Origin of the sequence: Nesterenkonia sp. CL21 (assembly GCF_031705515.1) — a bacterium.
In the GTDB taxonomy this organism is placed as follows: domain Bacteria; phylum Actinomycetota; class Actinomycetes; order Actinomycetales; family Micrococcaceae; genus Nesterenkonia; species Nesterenkonia aethiopica.
The window spans coordinates 346917-364105 of record NZ_JAUTWR010000001.1; the positions used below are offsets into that span (position 1 = coordinate 346917).

15 protein-coding genes are annotated in these 17189 nt (G+C 69.1%); 13 read left to right on the plus strand and 2 right to left on the minus strand.

The features are described 5' to 3' along the window. Positions 1–14 precede the first annotated feature (14 nt). Entirely contained in the window at positions 15–1253 is a 1239-nt protein-coding gene (locus Q7C18_RS01525) for a heparan-alpha-glucosaminide N-acetyltransferase domain-containing protein (RefSeq protein ID WP_311023787.1), read from the minus strand. A gap of 19 nt (positions 1254–1272) precedes the next feature. Between Q7C18_RS01525 and dapA the strand changes: the two genes are divergently transcribed. The 13 genes from dapA to dapF all read left to right on the plus strand — a co-directional run bounded on the left by dapA (position 1273) and on the right by dapF (position 16357). Continuing rightward, positions 1273–2235, plus strand: coding sequence for a 4-hydroxy-tetrahydrodipicolinate synthase (dapA, locus tag Q7C18_RS01530; RefSeq protein ID WP_083277424.1), 963 nt, complete (start codon positions 1273–1275; stop codon positions 2233–2235). Between the two features lie 166 nt (positions 2236–2401). Further along, positions 2402–4036 (plus strand): ribonuclease J, encoded by a 1635-nt coding sequence (locus Q7C18_RS01535; protein ID WP_070159488.1) that lies wholly within the window; start codon positions 2402–2404, stop codon positions 4034–4036. Positions 4037–4161: 125 nt separating this feature from the next. Further along, the gene (locus Q7C18_RS01540; RefSeq protein ID WP_311023790.1) at positions 4162–7335 is read left to right on the plus strand and encodes a DNA translocase FtsK 4TM domain-containing protein; all 3174 of its coding nucleotides are present in this window, start codon (positions 4162–4164) and stop codon (positions 7333–7335) included. Positions 7336–7389: 54 nt separating this feature from the next. Next, complete coding sequence (pgsA, locus tag Q7C18_RS01545) at positions 7390–8013, plus strand: CDP-diacylglycerol--glycerol-3-phosphate 3-phosphatidyltransferase (protein WP_311023791.1); 624 nt, start codon at positions 7390–7392, stop codon at positions 8011–8013. A gap of 20 nt (positions 8014–8033) precedes the next feature. Further along, positions 8034–8807 (plus strand): CinA family protein, encoded by a 774-nt coding sequence (locus tag Q7C18_RS01550; RefSeq protein WP_311023792.1) that lies wholly within the window; start codon positions 8034–8036, stop codon positions 8805–8807. Positions 8808–8943: 136 nt separating this feature from the next. Beyond that, on the plus strand, positions 8944–9390 hold the full coding sequence (locus Q7C18_RS01555; protein WP_070159479.1) for a helix-turn-helix domain-containing protein: 447 nt from the start codon (positions 8944–8946) through the stop codon (positions 9388–9390). A gap of 107 nt (positions 9391–9497) precedes the next feature. Continuing rightward, a complete protein-coding gene (locus Q7C18_RS01560; RefSeq protein WP_070159477.1) occupies positions 9498–10031 on the plus strand; it encodes a MarR family winged helix-turn-helix transcriptional regulator in 534 nt (177 codons plus the stop codon). Between the two features lie 180 nt (positions 10032–10211). Continuing rightward, positions 10212–10430 carry a DUF3046 domain-containing protein gene (locus tag Q7C18_RS01565; RefSeq protein ID WP_070159475.1) on the plus strand — a complete coding sequence of 73 codons (219 nt, stop codon included), beginning with the start codon at positions 10212–10214 and terminating at the stop codon, positions 10428–10430. 267 nt (positions 10431–10697) lie between these two features. Further along, complete coding sequence (recA, locus tag Q7C18_RS01570) at positions 10698–11747, plus strand: recombinase RecA (protein ID WP_070159473.1); 1050 nt, start codon at positions 10698–10700, stop codon at positions 11745–11747. A gap of 405 nt (positions 11748–12152) precedes the next feature. Continuing rightward, the gene (locus Q7C18_RS01575; protein ID WP_237089923.1) at positions 12153–12635 is read left to right on the plus strand and encodes a regulatory protein RecX; all 483 of its coding nucleotides are present in this window, start codon (positions 12153–12155) and stop codon (positions 12633–12635) included. A 152-nt stretch (positions 12636–12787) separates the two neighbouring features. Beyond that, positions 12788–14368 carry a tRNA (N6-isopentenyl adenosine(37)-C2)-methylthiotransferase MiaB gene (miaB, locus tag Q7C18_RS01580; RefSeq protein WP_311024425.1) on the plus strand — a complete coding sequence of 527 codons (1581 nt, stop codon included), beginning with the start codon at positions 12788–12790 and terminating at the stop codon, positions 14366–14368. A 4-nt stretch (positions 14369–14372) separates the two neighbouring features. Then, complete coding sequence (miaA, locus tag Q7C18_RS01585) at positions 14373–15323, plus strand: tRNA (adenosine(37)-N6)-dimethylallyltransferase MiaA (RefSeq protein ID WP_311023796.1); 951 nt, start codon at positions 14373–14375, stop codon at positions 15321–15323. A gap of 83 nt (positions 15324–15406) precedes the next feature. Beyond that, positions 15407–16357, plus strand: a complete 951-nt coding sequence (gene dapF / locus Q7C18_RS01590) for a diaminopimelate epimerase (protein WP_311023797.1) — start codon at positions 15407–15409, stop codon at positions 16355–16357. 54 nt (positions 16358–16411) lie between these two features. Here the strand turns inward: dapF and Q7C18_RS01595 are convergent, their stop codons facing one another. Next, positions 16412–17035 (minus strand): methyltransferase, encoded by a 624-nt coding sequence (locus Q7C18_RS01595; RefSeq protein WP_311023799.1) that lies wholly within the window; start codon positions 17033–17035, stop codon positions 16412–16414. Positions 17036–17189: the final 154 nt, after the last annotated feature.

Consider the following 17189-nt stretch of genomic DNA (forward strand, 5'->3'; position numbering starts at 1 on the left):
GACACCCGTGCACCTCACGCGGGGCGGGGCCCTGCCGCCGCGGCTCCGGCCGCATGCGTGACCGCTTCCAAGGGGCCGCGCCGTCCCAGCGCGTGCTTCAGCAGCCCGCCGGCCAGGGCCAGGACCGTGAGCAGGACCATGATCACAGGCCCGCTGACCTCCGGGGAGTTCAGGGGGCCGTCGTCGTCCCGCCACAGGTGCAGCACCACCAGGTGCCCCACATACAGAGTCAGAGGCATCGCGCCGGCGCCCACCACGGGGGCGGCCAGAGCGCCGAGCCGATCCGTGACCAGCAGGCAGACGCCCAGCACCGCCAGGGAGGTGCCTACGGTGTGGAGCACGTCCAGGGAGCTGCCCGAATGCGGCGTGGCCAGCAGGTGCCAGCGGAGATCCTCGATGAGGGGCAGCAGCGTGCCGGTGAGCAGCTCGCCGCGCACCACCGGCTCCGGCATGCCGGTGGCCGCGGAGAGGTCCGGCACGATGTCGCTGACCGCCAGCGTCACCCGTCCCACTAGGTAGGTGCCGGCGGCCAGCAGCGCGCCGACGACGGCGATCCGCACCGCCACCGCCGTCTCGGTGAGCCGCAGGCGGCCGATCGCCAGACCCGTGAACAGGTAGGCCGGCCAGATGATGAGCGGGTAGTAGCCCGACACCGCCAGATCCATCGCCAGCAGACCCGGCTGCGCCAGATCGCTGAACTCGGGGGAGTGCCACAGCCGCCAGGACTCCGCGAAATGGTCCAGCTCGGCGCTCAGCGCGAGGTAGACCAGCCGGTACGCCACCGGCGCCAGCACCACCCATATGGCGGCCAGCATCAGCAGCGGACGGGCCTGCAGCGCGAGGAACGGCAGCGCCAGGAGGAACAGCAGCCCGTAGTGGACCAGGATGATCGCCACCGAGGTCTCCAACATCGCCACAGCCAGACCGATCACCAGGATCAGCACGGCCCGGACCGCCACCGCCTTCCGGTTCCAGGTCATGCGTTCCCGCGTGCCCGGTCCCGCGGCTCCGCCGCAGAGCAGCGCCAGCCCGACCCCGGCCAGCAGGGCGAACAGGGCGGAGGGCCTGCCCGTGAACAGCCACCCCGCGACGGTCGGGTCACCGGTGAACTCATCGGTGGTGGAGAGCACGTGGACGGCCATCATGCCCAGCAGGGCCAGACATCGGGCCGAGTCGACCCCGGAGATGCGGGAGGGGGAGCGGAGGGCGCGGCGGCGACGCGGGGCCGAGCCGGCGGTGCTGGGGCTGTCCACAGACGGTAGGCTACGTGCTATGGCGAGCGACAACGAGCTGACACACGAGTTCGACCTTCACCTCACCGAGGGCGAGGTCAAGCACCCGGATCAGACCGATCCGCACTTCGGGCATCTCATCACCGCGATGGTCACCCCGTTCACTTCGGATGACCGCGTCGACTACGAGGCCTTCGAGGCGCTCGCCGTCAAGCTGGTGGAGGAGGGCAACGACTCGCTCGTGGTCTCCGGAACCACCGGGGAGACCTCCACGCTGGAGGACCATGAGAAGGAAGGCCTGGTCCGGGCGGCGAAGTCCGCCGTCGGGGACCGTGCCAAGGTCATCGCCGGCACCAGCACCAACCACACCTCGCATGACCTGGAGATGGCCCGGCGTGCCGAGCGTGCCGGGGCCGACGGCCAGCTCGTGGTCACCCCGTACTACAACAAGCCCAGCCAGGACGGCGTGCTCGCCCACTACGAGGCCGTCGCCAATGCCGCCGACCTGCCGCTGATGATCTACGACATCCCGGGCCGCTCCGGCATCGCCATCGAGACCGAGACGATCCTCAAGCTCGCCGAGCACCCGCACATCATGTCGCTCAAGGACGCGAAGAACGACATCACCGCGACCACCGAGGTGCTCACCAAGACCGAGCTGGAGGTCTACTCGGGCGACGACCAGAACGTCCTGGCCTGGATGGCCATGGGAGCGGTCGGCGTCGTCTCGGTGACCTCGCACGTGGCCAGCCCGCACTTCCGCCGGATGATCGACGCGGTGCTGAACTACGACCTCAAGGAGGCCCGCATCGTCCACGGCGAGCTGGGCCCGGTCATCCGCGCCATGATGACTCGTGTCCAAGGTGCGGTCTCCTCGAAGCTGGTCCTGGACTGGCTCGGCTTCCCCATCGCCCCCGACGTGCGGCTTCCGCTCGTACAGGCCAATGAGACCGAGAAGGAGCTGGTCCTGGCCGACCTCCGTGAGGCCGGCTGGAACCTCTGACCCACTCTCGCCACCGGGGCCGGTCTGAGGGACTGCCTAGGTGAGGAGCACCAGGAGCACGTAGGCTCGAAGGCACGCATATCGCAGACTTGACACCCTACCCAGGAGGTCCATCACCTTGGCAGCACAGCGCCTGATCACCCCGCCGAAGCTCAAGAAGGGCACGATGCGCATCGTGCCTCTCGGTGGTCTTGGAGAGGTCGGGCGCAACATGGCGGTGTTCGAGCTCGACGGCAAGATCCTCATCGTCGACTGCGGCGTCCTCTTCCCGGAGGAGGAGCAGCCCGGCGTGGACCTCATCCTGCCGGACTTCAGCTACATCGAGGACCGCCTGGACGACGTCGTCGGGCTGGTGCTCACCCACGGGCACGAGGACCACATCGGTGCGGTGCCCTACCTGCTGCGCAGGAAGCCGGACATCCCGCTGATCGGCTCCACCCTCACGCTGGCGCTGATCGAGGCGAAGCTCGCCGAGCATCGCATCAAGCCCTACACCCTGGCGGTCAAGGAGGGCGACGTCGAAGAGCTGGCGCCCTTCGAATGTGAGTTCGTCGCGGTCAACCACTCCATCCCTGACGCGCTGGCGGTGCACATCCGCACCGAAGCCGGCTCCGTGCTGCACACCGGCGACTTCAAGATGGACCAGCTGCCCCTGGACGGACGGATCACCGACCTGCGGCACTTCGCCAAGCTCGGCGAAGAGGGCGTGGACCTGTTCATGACGGACTCGACCAACGCCGACGTCCCGGGCTTCACCACGCCGGAGAAGGAGATCGGCCCCACCCTGGACCAGCTCTTCGGCACGTCCAGCCGGCGCATCATCGTGGCCTCCTTCTCCTCCCATGTCCACCGCGTCCAGCAGGTGCTCGACGCCGCCCACGCGCACAACCGCAAGGTGGCCTTCGTGGGGCGTTCGATGGTGCGCAACATGGGCATCGCCGCCAAGCTGGGCTACCTGGACGTGCCGGAGGGCATCCTGGTGGATATGAAGAAGGTGGACAGCTACCCCGACTCCGAGGTGGTCCTGATGTCCACAGGCTCGCAGGGCGAACCGATGGCGGCGCTCTCGCGCATGGCCAACGGCGACCACCAGATCCAGGTGGGGGAGGGCGACACCGTCATCCTCGCCTCCTCGCTGATCCCCGGCAACGAGAACGCGGTCTTCCGGGTCATCAACGGGCTGCTCAAGCTCGGCGCCGAAGTGGTGCACAAAGGCACCGCCAAGGTGCACGTCTCCGGCCACGCGTCGGCCGGTGAGCTGCTCTACTGCTACAACATCGTCCGGCCGAAGAACGTCATGCCGGTGCACGGCGAGACCCGGCACCTGATCGCCAACGGTCGGCTCGCGGAGTCGACCGGGATCGACCCCGAGCGGATCCTGCAGTGCGAGGACGGCACCGTCGTGGATCTGCGCGACGGCGTCGCCCGCATCACCGGGCAGATCGAATGCGGCTACGTCTACGTGGACGGCTCCTCCATCGGGGAGATCACCGACGCCGACCTGAAGGACCGCCGAACCCTCGGCGAAGAGGGATTCATCTCGGTGATCACGGTGGTGAACCGTCAGACCGGTCAGATCGTCTCCGGCCCGGACATCCATGCCCGCGGCGTGGCCGAGGAGGAGAAGGTCTTCAAGGACATCAAGGAGAAGATCGCCCGGGCGCTGACCGAGGCCATCCAGGACAACAAGGAGCACACCACCCATCAGCTCCAGCAGATCGTCCGGCGCACCATCGGCTCCTGGGTCAACCGGAAGCTGCGTCGCAAGCCGATGATCGTCCCGGTGGTCGTGGAGACCTGATCCCGACAGCAGCCGGCCGCCGGGTCGACGTCGGGGCTCCCGCCGTGGTCCCGGGGCCGGCCGATCTGGGCCCAAAGGTGTGGCCATCACCGTGATCCCGGCGCTTCCGGGGTAAGTTGGCGGGTATGGCGACACGTACTTCCCCCTCGCGCGCCGCCAGCACGGACGGACGCAAGAAGACATCCGGCACCGGCGCTGGCAGCCGCGCGAAGACGTCGAAGAAGAGCACCACGGCCCAGGACCCGGAGCGGGGCAACCTCGTGGCCTCCGCGCTGCGCGGCCTCTGGATGGCGTTCGCCACCCCGGTCGCCTCGGCGATCCGCGGCATCGGGCGCCAGGTGAAGATCCATCCGGAGGACCGACGCGACGGCGCGGCGCTGGTCTTCATCCTGCTGGCCCTCGTGACGGCCGTCGTGGACTGGTGGGGCGTGCGGCAGCACGACCACTGGACCATCGACATCGTCCACAACGGCACCGCCGGCACCTTCGGCTGGGCCTCGGCTCTGCTGCCGGTGGTGCTGCTCATCACCGCGGTCCGCTACATCCGTCACCCCCAGGAGCATGAGGGCAACAGCCGCGTCGCCATCGGGCTGACCCTGATCCTGTGTTCCTCTGCCGGGCTGGCGCACCTGGCCCACGGCATGCCGGCCCTCAACGCCGCCTTCGAGAACATGCTCGCCTCGGGCGGCATCATCGGATACCTGGTGACCGTGCCCCTGGCCACCCTCATCACTCCTTACCCCGTGTGGGGGATCCTGTCTCTGACCCTTCTGGCGGGCATCCTGGTTCTCACCGACACTCCGCTGCGACGCATCCCCCAGCGGGTCGCCGTCGCCAAGGCCTATGTGGTGGGGGAGAAGCCCGAGCCCCTGCCGGAGACCAAGCCGCTGGAGGAGGACACCGCGGCCCCCGCGGCCGCGGAGAAGCCCGCTCGGAAGCCTCGGCGGTCCCGAGCTCAGCATGCCGCACCTGCCGACGCCGGCGCTGAGGACGTCTTCGAGGACAGCCCGGAGCCCGGGAAGAAGGGCCTGCTCGCCAAGATCCTCGGGTCCAAGGCGGAACCGGAGGAACCGACGCAGGAGTTCGGCTCAGCGGACCACGACCAGGCCGCACTCGCCGGCGAGGGCGCCTATGACAGCCCCGTGCTTGAGGAGGGGACGGAGGCCTCCGCACCGACGGTCCCACCCGGAGTGCGCCGCCCCACAGCCCAGGAACTGGCCATCCAGCGGGCCCGGGAGAAGGCCGCCGAGTCCGGCCAAGTGCCGGGCGCGACCAGCGCCGCGGACGTCGCCGGGAGCGCAGGAAGCGCTCACGCGGGCGCGTTCGAAGGGACTCCTGCCCAGCCGGACCCCCAGCCGTCGACACAGCCGGCCGCGACGGCCCGGCCCGCCGTCGTGCCCTCCGCCCCTGCGGAGACCCCCGCCCCGGTCAGTGACCTTCCGGTCCGCTCGGAGCAGCTGGAGCTCGCCGGTGATGTCACCTACACCCTGCCCGATCAGGGCATGCTGCCGTCCGGTCCGCCGCCGAAGGAGCACACCAGCGCCAATGACGAGATCGTCGACGCGCTGAACCAGACGTTCTCGCAGTTCAAGGTGGACGCCCAGGTCACCGGGTTCTCCCGGGGACCGACGGTGACCCGCTACGAGGTGGAGCTGACACCGGGCACCAAGGTGGAGAAGGTCACCTCCCTGGAAAAGAACATCTCCCTGGCGGTGGCCTCCAACGAGGTTCGCATCCTCAGCCCCATCCCGGGGAAGTCCGCGATCGGCATCGAGATCCCGAACAAGGACAAGGAGGTCGTCGCCCTCGGCGACGTCCTGCGCTCCAACGCCGCGCGCAAGACCGAGCACCCCATGATCATGGGCGTGGGCAAGGACATCGAGGGCGGCTATGTGGTGGCCAACCTCGCGAAGATGCCGCACCTGTTGGTCGCCGGCGCCACCGGGGCCGGAAAGTCGGCGTTCGTGAACTCTATGGTGACCTCCGTGCTCATGCGTGCCACTCCGGACGAGGTCCGGATGGTCATGGTGGACCCGAAGCGCGTGGAGCTCACCGCCTACGAGGGTGTGCCGCACCTGGTCACCCCCATCATCACGGATCCGAAGAAGGCCGCCGAGGCCCTGCAGTGGGTCGTCAAGGAGATGGACAACCGCTACGACGACCTCGCCCACTTCGGGTACAAGCACGTCGACGACTTCAACAAGGCGGTGCGCAACGGGAAGATCCAGCTGCCGCCGGACTCCAAGCGGGATCTGCGCCCCTACCCGTATCTGTTGGTGATCGTCGACGAGCTCGCCGACCTGATGATGGTCGCCCCGCGCGATGTCGAGGACTCGATCGTGCGCATCACCCAGCTGGCGCGTGCCGCCGGCATCCACCTGGTGCTGGCCACCCAGCGGCCTTCGGTCAACGTGGTGACCGGACTCATCAAGGCCAATGTGCCGTCCCGCATGGCCTTCGCCACCTCCTCGGCCACGGACTCCCGCGTGGTGCTGGACTCGGTGGGAGCGGAGAAGCTGCTCGGCCAGGGTGACGCCCTGTTCCTGCCGATGGGCATGAACAAGCCGATGCGTGTGCAGGGTGCCTGGGTCAACGAGTCCGAGGTCCATGGGGTGGTCGAGCATGTGAAGTCGCAGCTGAAGGCGCAGTACCGCGAGGACGCGGTCGCCGCGATGGAGCCCAAGAAGCGGGAGATCGACGCCGACATCGGTGACGACCTCGACCTGCTGCTGCAGGCCACCGAGCTCGTGGTCACCACGCAGTTCGGCTCCACCTCGATGCTGCAGCGCAAGCTGCGCGTCGGATTCGCCAAGGCCGGACGCCTGATGGACCTCATGGAGTCCCGCGGGGTGGTCGGTCCCTCCGAAGGGTCGAAGGCTCGGGACGTGCTCGTCTCGCCGGAGGAGCTTCCCGGCGTGCTGGCCACCATCCGCGGCGAGGACCCGCCCACGGCGGCGCCCTCGGAGGATGCGCCGGGCGCCTATGAGGGTGCCCCGGTGGATCTGGATCCCGCCTCCGGTGTGCCGACGGGAGCTCCTGCCCCGACCGGGCCCACCGAGGCGGCGCCGCAGGCGGAGCATCACGGCGGCGGGGGGCGCTCTGACGCGGTGCCGACCCGCCAGCCACGGGGCCAGGGGGCGCCGCCGTCGGGCGGTGCGACCATGTCCGGCATGAGTTCCGCGGACCTGATCGCTCGCGACCTGGCCGAGCGCACTGCTGCTCTGCCGGAGGCGAGGGACTATCATGACGGACACGACTCCACCGCCTCGGAGGACGCCTGGCAGCTCACCGGTCGATGAGCTGCTCAGACCGAGCCCCGGGCCGCGCCCTGACCCGCCGAGAAGAGGAGCCTCGTGAGCCCGTCCACCCCTGAACCGGCGAACGCCGCACAGCCTCCGCTGCTGAACATCGCCAATGTGCTCACCATGCTGCGCATCGCGTTGGTGCCGCTGTTCGTCTGGTTCCTGCTGCTGGATGCCGACGGCGGTGCCGCCGGCGGGATCGAGGCCACCAACGGGGGGTGGCGATGGGCCGCCGCCGGAGTGTTCGCCGTCGCGATGATCACGGACAAGATCGACGGCGACCTCGCCCGGGCGCGCAACCTGGTCACCGACTTCGGCAAGATCGCCGACCCGATCGCGGACAAGCTGCTCATCGGCGCGGGGCTGGTGATGCTCTCGATCCTCAGTGAGCTGCCCTGGTGGGTGACGATCGTGATTCTGGCCCGGGAGCTGGGCGTCACCGTGCTGCGCATGGTGGTCATCCGCTACGGTGTGATGCCGGCGTCCCGGGGTGGGAAGCTCAAGACGGTCCTGCAGTCGGCCGGTCTGCAGCTGATGCTGCTGCCGCTGGTGGTGATCGCCGGCTGGCTCTCCGACGTCGCGTTCTGGATCATGATGGCCGCGCTGGTCGTCACCGTGGTGACCGGCATCGACTACGTGTTCTCGGCCATCAGGCTGCGCCGTGAGGCCCGCTGATCCGCACAGGAGGCGTGACCATGGCAACAGGAGCTGAGCGCGGCCCCGGTGGTCCGGGGACTCGAGGCCCGGACCGCGCGCAGGAACCGGCACCGGTCCGAGAGCATCGGCCGGATCCCGCCGTGGCCCATGAACGGTGGGCCGATGACGGCCGGAGGGTCTCGGGTGGAGCGCGGCAGATCGCGGGAGAGGCGGAGCGGCGCACGGACCCGGTGGAGATCATCCAGCGCTGCGCGCATCGTGGTCTGACCGTGGCCACGGCTGAGTCGCTGACCGCCGGGTCGCTCGCGGCGCGCCTGGCCGATGTGCCCGGCGCCTCCGCCACGCTGGTCGGCGGAGTCGTCGCCTACTGCAATCCGGTGAAGCACCAGCTGCTCGGCGTCGACGAGAATGTGCTCGAGGAGCGCGGCGCGGTCGATCCTGCCGTGGCCGCTGCGATGGCCCGAGGTGCGGCCGGGGCCACAGGGGCCGCGCTGGGCGTCTCGACGACCGGCGTCGCCGGGCCCGAGCCTCATGAGGGCAAGGACGTCGGCACCGTGTATGTGGGGCTGGCCTGCAGGAAGGGCGACGCTGAGCGGCTCGGGCTCCGCCTTCCGGAGTCCTGTGAACCCGACGAGGGCGGCTCCTCGGCTGCCGACGCCCCTGGTGCGGAGGAGTCCTGGATCGCCGGCTCCCTGCTGCTCGATCTCGACGGCGACCGGGCGGCCATCCGGGATGCGAGCGTCGAGGGGGCGCTGAAACTGGTGGAGGAGCTTCTGCTCTCCGAGCCGCCCGGATTCGGCGATCCCCGCTAAAGTGGGGAACAAAACCGGGCCCGACCGAGTTGTCGTCCGGTGAAGCGTCTGCATCGCACCGTTCCTGGTAAGGTCCAGCACCTGACCGAGGAGCAGACGCAGTGAGGGCCATCGGAGTCCACGAAGGAGAAAGCCCATGGTGAGACAGCCAGTCACCGTCAACGGCGTCACCCGTTGGAAAGACCTGGACGTCGACGCCGCCCCGGCCGCTGAGTCCAAGGAGGCCAAGGCTGTGGTCCTGCGTCAGGAGATCGGCGATGTCCTGCGCAGCATCCGCCAGGCCGAAGGCCGCACGCTGCGCGATGTCTCGCACGGCGCGCGGGTCTCGCTGGGCTACCTGTCCGAGGTCGAGCGCGGCCAGAAGGAGGCGTCGTCTGAGCTGTTGGCGTCGATCTGCGCCGCCTTGGACGTGCCGCTGTCGGCGATGCTTGGTCAGGTGGCCGAGCGGGTCGCCGTCGCGGAAGGGCTGCACGTGCCGGACACCGTGCCCACCGAGTTCCAGCGGGAGTTCGGTCACGGGGTGGTGCCCGACGGCATCCCCGAGGAGTTCACCCACGAGGAGTTCGCCCGCACCTGCGGCTGAGCCTCCCCTGACAGCCGAGAGGGCCGCCCCGCCCCGGGGCGGCCCTCTCGTGTCTTCTCGCGCGCCCGGGTCCGTGATCCGGCTCTCCACCCCTTAGACTGAGGCGCATGGATACGCCCGACCGCCCTGCCCTGGTCCGAGAGCTGGAGCGGGAGTTCAACCGGCTCTTCGTACGACGCCGGTTCAACGCCCTGCAGCTGGCCCGAAGGATCGACCCGGAGATCGAGCCCGCCTCCTACTCCGTGCTGGCCACTCTGCAGAACGAGGGCCCGGCCCGGATGACGTCGATCGCACGGTATCTGGGGATCGGCAAGCCGACGCTGTCCCGCCAGCTGACGACGCTGGTGTCCCGCGGATGGGTGAGCAAGGAGACGGATCCCGCCGACGGCCGAGCTCAGACCATCACGCTCACCTCCGAGGGCCGCCGCCGCCTCGAGGCCGCCCAGCAGGAGCGCGCCGAGCGTTATCTGACGATGCTCCAGTCCTGGAGCGAGGACGAGATCGAGACGCTGTATTCCCTGGTGGCCAAGCTCAACCGAACCTATGCGGAGCTGGATCCCACTGGTGCCGGTGCATCCGCCGCCGCCAGTGCTGAGGAGTCGGAGGGCGACGACGTCGCGTCTCCCGCCTCCCCGGACTGATCGGATCCGGACTGCACTGATCCCGACTGCACTGTTCCGGATCGCACTGTTCCGGATTGCACTGTGCGGGGCTGTGCTGTGCCGAGCCACGGCCCCGCGGCTGCCGGGCTGGAGACGGGTGACGCCCGTTCGACATGACATGACCTGGCCGGCCCCTGCGCCGACGGAGAGGACGCGCCCATGCGGCTGAGCAGATTCTGGTTCCTCATGGAGGAGGAGTTCGGCTCCGGGTATGCCCATGTGCTGGCCGGTTCGCTGGTGCTCAGCGACTATCAGAAGACGGCGCTGCAGGCCCTCGACGCCGGCGTCAGCCCTCGTGACGTGTGGGAAGCGGTCTGCGATCAGCAGGACGTGCCCGCCTCACGGCGCCTGGGCCGGGACCTTCCGCCCAAGCGCTGAGCGTGGAGCGGTCCCGAGGGTGACCGCGCGGCGGCCTCCGGACGACCTCACAGCGAGGACCGACACGCGCGCCGAGTTCGAAGCTGTGTTCGATGCAGTGCGGTAGTGTTCTCCACAGAAGGTGCTGCAGACGACGAGCGCCACGCCTGGCCGTCCACAGGATGGCTTGACCGTCTCGGATGTGTCAGAGGTGGTGCGTAGTGTCAGAGAAGTCAGCACCGCACAGGTGCGAGTCCATCAGCACAGACGACGTCACAGAGGTGAACCATGGCAGTCAGCCCCGACCGGGAGAAGGCTCTCGAAGCCGCCCTGGCCCAGATCGACAAGCAGTACGGCAAGGGCTCGGTGATGCGCCTGGGGGACGAGACCCGGGCGCCGATCGAGACCATCTCCACCTCCTCCATCTCGATGGATGCCGCGCTCGGCATCGGGGGCTTCCCTCGCGGTCGTGTCGTGGAGATCTACGGTCCGGAATCCTCCGGAAAGACCACGGTCGCACTCCACGCGGTGGCCAATGCGCAGAAGAACGGCGGCATCGCGGCGTTCATCGACGCGGAGCATGCGCTGGACCCGACCTACGCGGCCAAGCTCGGAGTGGACACGGACGCGCTGCTGGTCTCCCAGCCGGACACCGGCGAGCAGGCGCTGGAGATCATGGACATGCTGGTCTCCTCCGGATCCCTGGACATCGTCGTCATCGACTCGGTGGCGGCGCTGGTGCCGCGCGCTGAGATCGAGGGTGAGATGGGGGACAGCCACGTCGGGCTCCAGGCCCGTCTGATGTCGCAGGCGCTGCGCAAGATCACCGGACGCCTGGCCCAGACGAAGACGACCGCGATCTTCATCAACCAGCTGCGTGAGAAGGTCGGAGTCTTCTTCGGCTCCCCGGAGACCACCTCAGGAGGCAAGGCGCTGAAGTTCTACGCCTCTGTCCGGGTGGACGTGCGCCGCATCGAGACCCTCAAGGAGGGCACCAATGCGGTGGGCAACCGGACGCGCGCCAAGATCGTGAAGAACAAGATGGCCCCGCCCTTCAAGCAGGCCGAGTTCGACATCCTCTACGGCGAGGGGATCTCTCGCGAAGGAGGCCTGATCGACGTCGGCGTGGAGAACGGACTGGTCAAGAAGTCCGGAGCCTGGTTCACCTACGACGGCGACCAGCTCGGTCAGGGCAAAGAGAAGGCGCGGCAGTTCCTCAAGGACAATCCGGATCTTGCCGATGAGATCGAGCGACGCATCAAGCAGAAGCTCGGCATCATCGCCCCGGACGCCGACGAGGACGGGCCGGCCCTGAAGGCCGTCGACGGTCCCGCCTGATCCTGGCCGATGAACGCCAGCCCGGACCCTGTCAGCCCACACCCTGCGAGCTCAGACCCCGCGAGCCCGGACCCGACCCGTGCCTCCCGTGAGGACACCATCGCGTCACTGCGGAAGGAGCTGACGCGCCTCGAGACGGGGGGGACGACCTCGACCCTCTTTCAGGAGGGGCCTGGCGACGCCCCCGTCTCGTCCGCGGACGTGTCCTCCGATGCTCCCGTCGCGCCGCGATGGCCCGATCAGGCGGGTTCGGCTCAGGCGGGTACGGCGGAGCCGAACCCGCCGGCAGCGTCATCCCCACCGGCGGAGACAACTCCGTCAGCAGAGACAACCCCGTCAGCAGAGCCCGTAGGCGCGATCGGCGGCGATGGTCCCAGAGACGATGACCACGAGCGGGCACGCGCTGTGGTGCTGCGCAAGCTCACCGGCTCGGCCAAGAGCCGCCACCAGCTCTCGGAGACTCTGCGAGAGAAGGGATTCTCCGAGAGCGTCATCGGGGCGGTCCTGGACCGTCTCGAGGAGGTCCAGCTCATCGACGACGCCGCATTCGCACGCATGTGGGTGCGGACCAGGCATGAGACGCGCGGCCTCGGGCGTGCCGCCCTGCGGCGTGAGCTGAAGGATCGCGGCATCGCGGAGGCACTCGCCGAGGAGGCCCTCGAGCAGCTCAGTGTCGCGGACGAGGATGCGATGGCCCGGGAGCTGATCGGCAAGAGGCTGCGCGGGGTCGCTCTGCCTGCCGGCCATGACGCCGCCGCCCGGAAGGAGCGGGACCGTCAGACTCGTCGCCTCGTCTCGATGCTGGCTCGCCGAGGACACAGCCCCGGGGCGGCCTTCCAGCTGGTGCGTGAGGCACTGGAGGAGCACACTGCCGAGGGGATGTCCTGAAGGCGGCGCTCGTGTCTCGAGGGGCAGTGGCTGAGCCGCAGCACCGACGTCTGGCCGCAGCAGATTGCCTGGACGCGTAGAATTGACCGGCACCGCGGCTCAAGACCGCGCCCGAGTCCGAGACCGCCCCCGTGAGATCTGCGAGCGTGACCATGACCGAGACGACGTTGGACCGCACCGACCCCGCCCACCCGGCACGAGGCTCCGCAACGGCTTCTGCTGTGGATGCGGGCCTGGACCTGGCATCCCAGAGCCGCACCTATGAGGTCCGCACGTTCGGCTGCCAGATGAACGTCCATGACTCTGAGCGCATCTCCGGGCTGCTGGAGGATGCCGGCTACGTGGCGGCGGAAGAGGACGCCACCCCGGATCTGGTGGTCTTCAACACCTGTGCCGTGCGGGAGAACGCGGACAACAAACTCTATGGACACCTCGGCATGCTGCGCGGCACCAAGCGGGAGCACGCGGGCATGCAGATCGCCGTCGGCGGCTGTCTGGCGCAGAAGGACCAGAACACGGTGCTGGAGAAGGCGCCCTGGGTGGACGTCGTCTTCGGCACCCACAACATCGGCTCGCTGCCTACTCTGCTGGAGCGTTCGCGCCACAATCAGGACGCCGAGATCGAGATCCTCGAGTCGTTGGAGACCTTCCCCTCCACGTTGCCCACCAAGAGGGACGCCGTCTACTCCGGCTGGGTGTCGATCTCCGTGGGATGCAACAACACGTGCACGTTCTGCATCGTTCCCTCGCTGCGGGGGAAGGAACGTGACCGGCGCCCTGGCGACATCCTCGCCGAAGTCCAGGCGCTCGTCGCCGACGGCGCTGTGGAGGTCACCCTGCTGGGGCAGAACGTCAACACCTACGGAGTCGAGTTCGGAGACCGTGGGGCCTTTGCGAAGCTTCTGCGTGCCTGCGGTGACATCGACGGCCTGGAGCGGGTCCGGTTCACCAGCCCGCACCCGGCCTCCTTCACCGACGACGTCATCGAGGCCATGGCCGAGACTCCCAATGTGATGCCGCAGCTCCACATGCCCCTGCAGTCCGGTTCCGACACCGTGCTGAAGGCCATGCGACGGTCCTACCGCTCGAAGAAGTTCCTGGGCATCCTCGACAAGGTGCGGGAGCGCATGCCCCATGCCTCGGTCACCACCGACATCATCGTGGGCTTCCCCGGGGAGACCGAGAAGGACTTCGAGGACACGCTGCGGGTGGTCGAGGCCTCTCGCTTCTCCTCGGCGTTCACCTTCCAGTACTCGCCGCGGCCGGGCACGCCGGCGGCGACCATGGAGGACCAGATCCCCAAGGCGGTCGTCCAGGAACGCTTCGAGCGACTCGTGGAGCTGCAGAATCGGATCACCGCGGAGGAGAACCAGCGCCAGATCGGCACCACGCAGGAGCTGCTGGTCACCGCCGACGCCGGGACCAAGGGGTCGGAGACCGGCCGCCTCTCGGGCCGCGCAGCGGACAACCGGCTGGTGCACTTCTCGGTCCCCGCAGGTGCCGAGTCGCCCCGCCCAGGGGACTTCGTCTCCGTGACGATCACCGACGCCGGATCCCACCACCTGCTCGCCGATCCCGCCTCCGCCCAGGAGTACCATCTGCGCCGGTCCCGGGCCGGCGACGCGTGGGATCGTGCGCAGGCAGAATCCTGCGGAGTCGGCACCACCCAGGTCGGAGGCGCCCAGCCCGGGGCTGTCTCCCTGGGCATGCCGACGCTGCGCTCGGACGGTTGAGCCGGTGGCGAGTTCCTCCCGTCCGCCGTTGATCGCTGTCGTTGGGGCGACCGCCACCGGGAAGTCCGCCCTCGGCGTGGAGCTCGCCCGTCGGCTCGACGGTGAGGTCATCAACGCCGACTCGATGCAGCTCTACCGCGGCATGGACATCGGCACCGCCAAGGTGACGGCGGACCAGCGGCGCGGAGTCCCGCACCACCTGCTCGACGTCCTCGACGTCACCGAGGAGGCCTCCGTGGCCGTCTATCGGGACCGGGCGCGGGAACTGGTCCGTGAGATCCGGTCGCGCGGCCGCACACCCATCCTCGTCGGGGGCTCCGGGCTCTACGTGCGCGCCGTCGTCGACGCCATCGAGTTTCCGCCCACCGAGCCGGGAGTGCGCAGCCGGCTCACCCAACGGCTGGAGGACGAGGGTGCGGGCGCGCTGCGGGAGGAGCTGCGCCGGGCAGACCCGGAGTCGGCCGCCGTCATCAAGGACGACCGTCGGCTGGTGCGCGCGTTGGAGGTCGTCTCCATCACCGGGCGGACCTTCTCCTCCTTCATGCCGCGACGGATCCACGAGCCCACGGTGGAGCCGGTGGTCCAGCTGGGCCTCAGCCTTCCCCGGGAGACCTTGCAGTCCCGCATCGCCGCCCGCGTCGAGGAGATGGCCGCCCACGGTCTCCTCGAGGAGGTCCGGGCGCTGGAGGATCGAGGCCTCCGCGAGGGCCGCACCGCCTCGCGGGCCATCGGCTACCAGCAGTTCCTCGACGTGCTCGACGGCAGGATCAGCCAGGAGGAGGCGGTGGAGGACACCACCGTGGCCACCCGTCGTTTCGCCAAACGTCAGGACACCTGGTTCCGCGCCGATCCACGGATCCGCTGGCTTCCCGTGGACCTGGAGGCCGACGACGTCGCCGGATCCCTCGCCGACCAGGCTGAGCCCGCGCTGCGGGAAGGACCGGAGTCCTCCTGACGTTGTAGCCTGCAGCGCAGTTGCAGCCTGCAGCGCACCCGCCGCATCTCACCCCCCCCCACCCCTTCAGGAAGGCAGCCCCTGTGGCCCACCACCTCTCCGCCCTCGACGCGCTGCGTGGCGCCCCCTTCACCAAGGCCCACGCCACAGGCAACGACTTCGTGATGTTCGCGGACCCTGACGGCACACGGCACATCACACCCGAGGTGGTGAAGGCCCTGTGCGACCGGCACCTGGGCGTCGGCGGCGACGGGCTCATCCGCGCCGTCCCGGTCCGGCACGTCGCGGAGGCGCGCGACATCGCTGCCGCTGATGAAGACCTCTCGGCGCATGGCGGCGAGGACCTGTGGTTCATGGACTACTGGAATGCCGACGGCACAGTGGCCGAGATGTGCGGCAACGGTGTGCGGGCGTTCGCTCATTTCCTGGTCTCCGAGGACCTCGTCCAGCTCGAGGAGGAGGAGCAGCTGCCGGTGGTGACGCGGGCCGGAGCGCGGACCGTACGACGTGTCCCGGAGGGCTATGCCATCGGCATGGGCATCTGGTCTTTCCTGGATCCCGAACTCGCCAGCTCCAACGCCTCCGACTCGTTGGTCATCGCCCAGGGGCTCACCGACCCGCGGCCCGCGCTGAGCATCTCGATGGGCAACCCGCACACGGTCGTCGCACTGTCCGCGGAGCAGGCGCTCGAGGACCTGGACCTGAACCAGGCGCCCCAGGTGGACCCGGTGCCGCCGGACGGGACCAATGTGGAGTTCGTCGTGCCGGCCGATCCTCTCGTCGTCGACGGCGAGGGACAGGTCCGCCTGCGCGTCCACGAGCGCGGCGTGGGAGAGACGCTGTCCTGCGGCACCGGTGCATGTGCGGCGGCCGCCGCCGTGCGGGTCTGGGCGGCCGAGGACGGCGTCGACACCTGGACCGTCCAGGTCCCCGGAGGGCGGCTGCGTGTGCGCTTCCTCTCCCGTGCCGACGGGGCGGAGGACGTGGAGCTCTCGGGCCCGGCAGAGAACGTCTACCGCGGCACCATCATCTGATCGTGCGGACTCGGGACGCGGGGGAGCGAGAAGGATGAGCGCTCACGGGAAGGCTCAGCCGCCGGTCCGCGTCACCCGCAGGAGGCGGAACCCCTTATCCGTCTCTGGCCGGTCCGCGTCGAAGTCGTCGCCCACGGCGGCCAGCATCGAACGGATCCAGGTCAGCAGCGAATCGGCGCCGAGGTTCTTCTGCACGACCAGCCAGGCTTCGGCATCATCGGCCAGCCGGGGAAGCCACAGCTCCAGCAGTTCGTGCAGCACGGCCTTGCCCACCCTGATCGGGGGATTGGACCAGATGGTGTCGAACCGGACGCCCGCGGGCACCTGGTCAGGGGAGAGGACCTCCACGTTGTCCAGCCCGAGCCGCCGCGCGTTCTCCGCGCACAGCTCACGGGCCCGCTCGTTGACGTCCACAGCCCAGACGGCCGCCTCCGGCGAGCGGAGCGCCATCGTCAGGGCGATCGGCCCCCACCCGCAGCCGATGTCCAGCAGATGCCCTGCGGGAGCAGGGTCCGGGACGTGCTTGAGCAGTACGGCGGTGCCCTTGTCGATGCCCTCGGGAGAGAAGATGCCGCCGGCGGTGACCACCGAGACGGCACGGCCTGCCAGATCGACGTCGATCTCGCGCCGCTTCAGGGGGCCCGAGGGTGCGGAGGAGAAGTAGTGCTGTGAGCTCACCCGTCGATGCTATCTCCTGCACGGTCCAGGATTCGCTGTCCACCGTCAGAACCCGTAGAATGGAGCACCATGTGGATTATCTACCTCTGATGCTCCCGTGAGAGGCGGCCTGGCCGCCCACGGTCGAGCACGCGGACGACCCGGCACTCTGCGC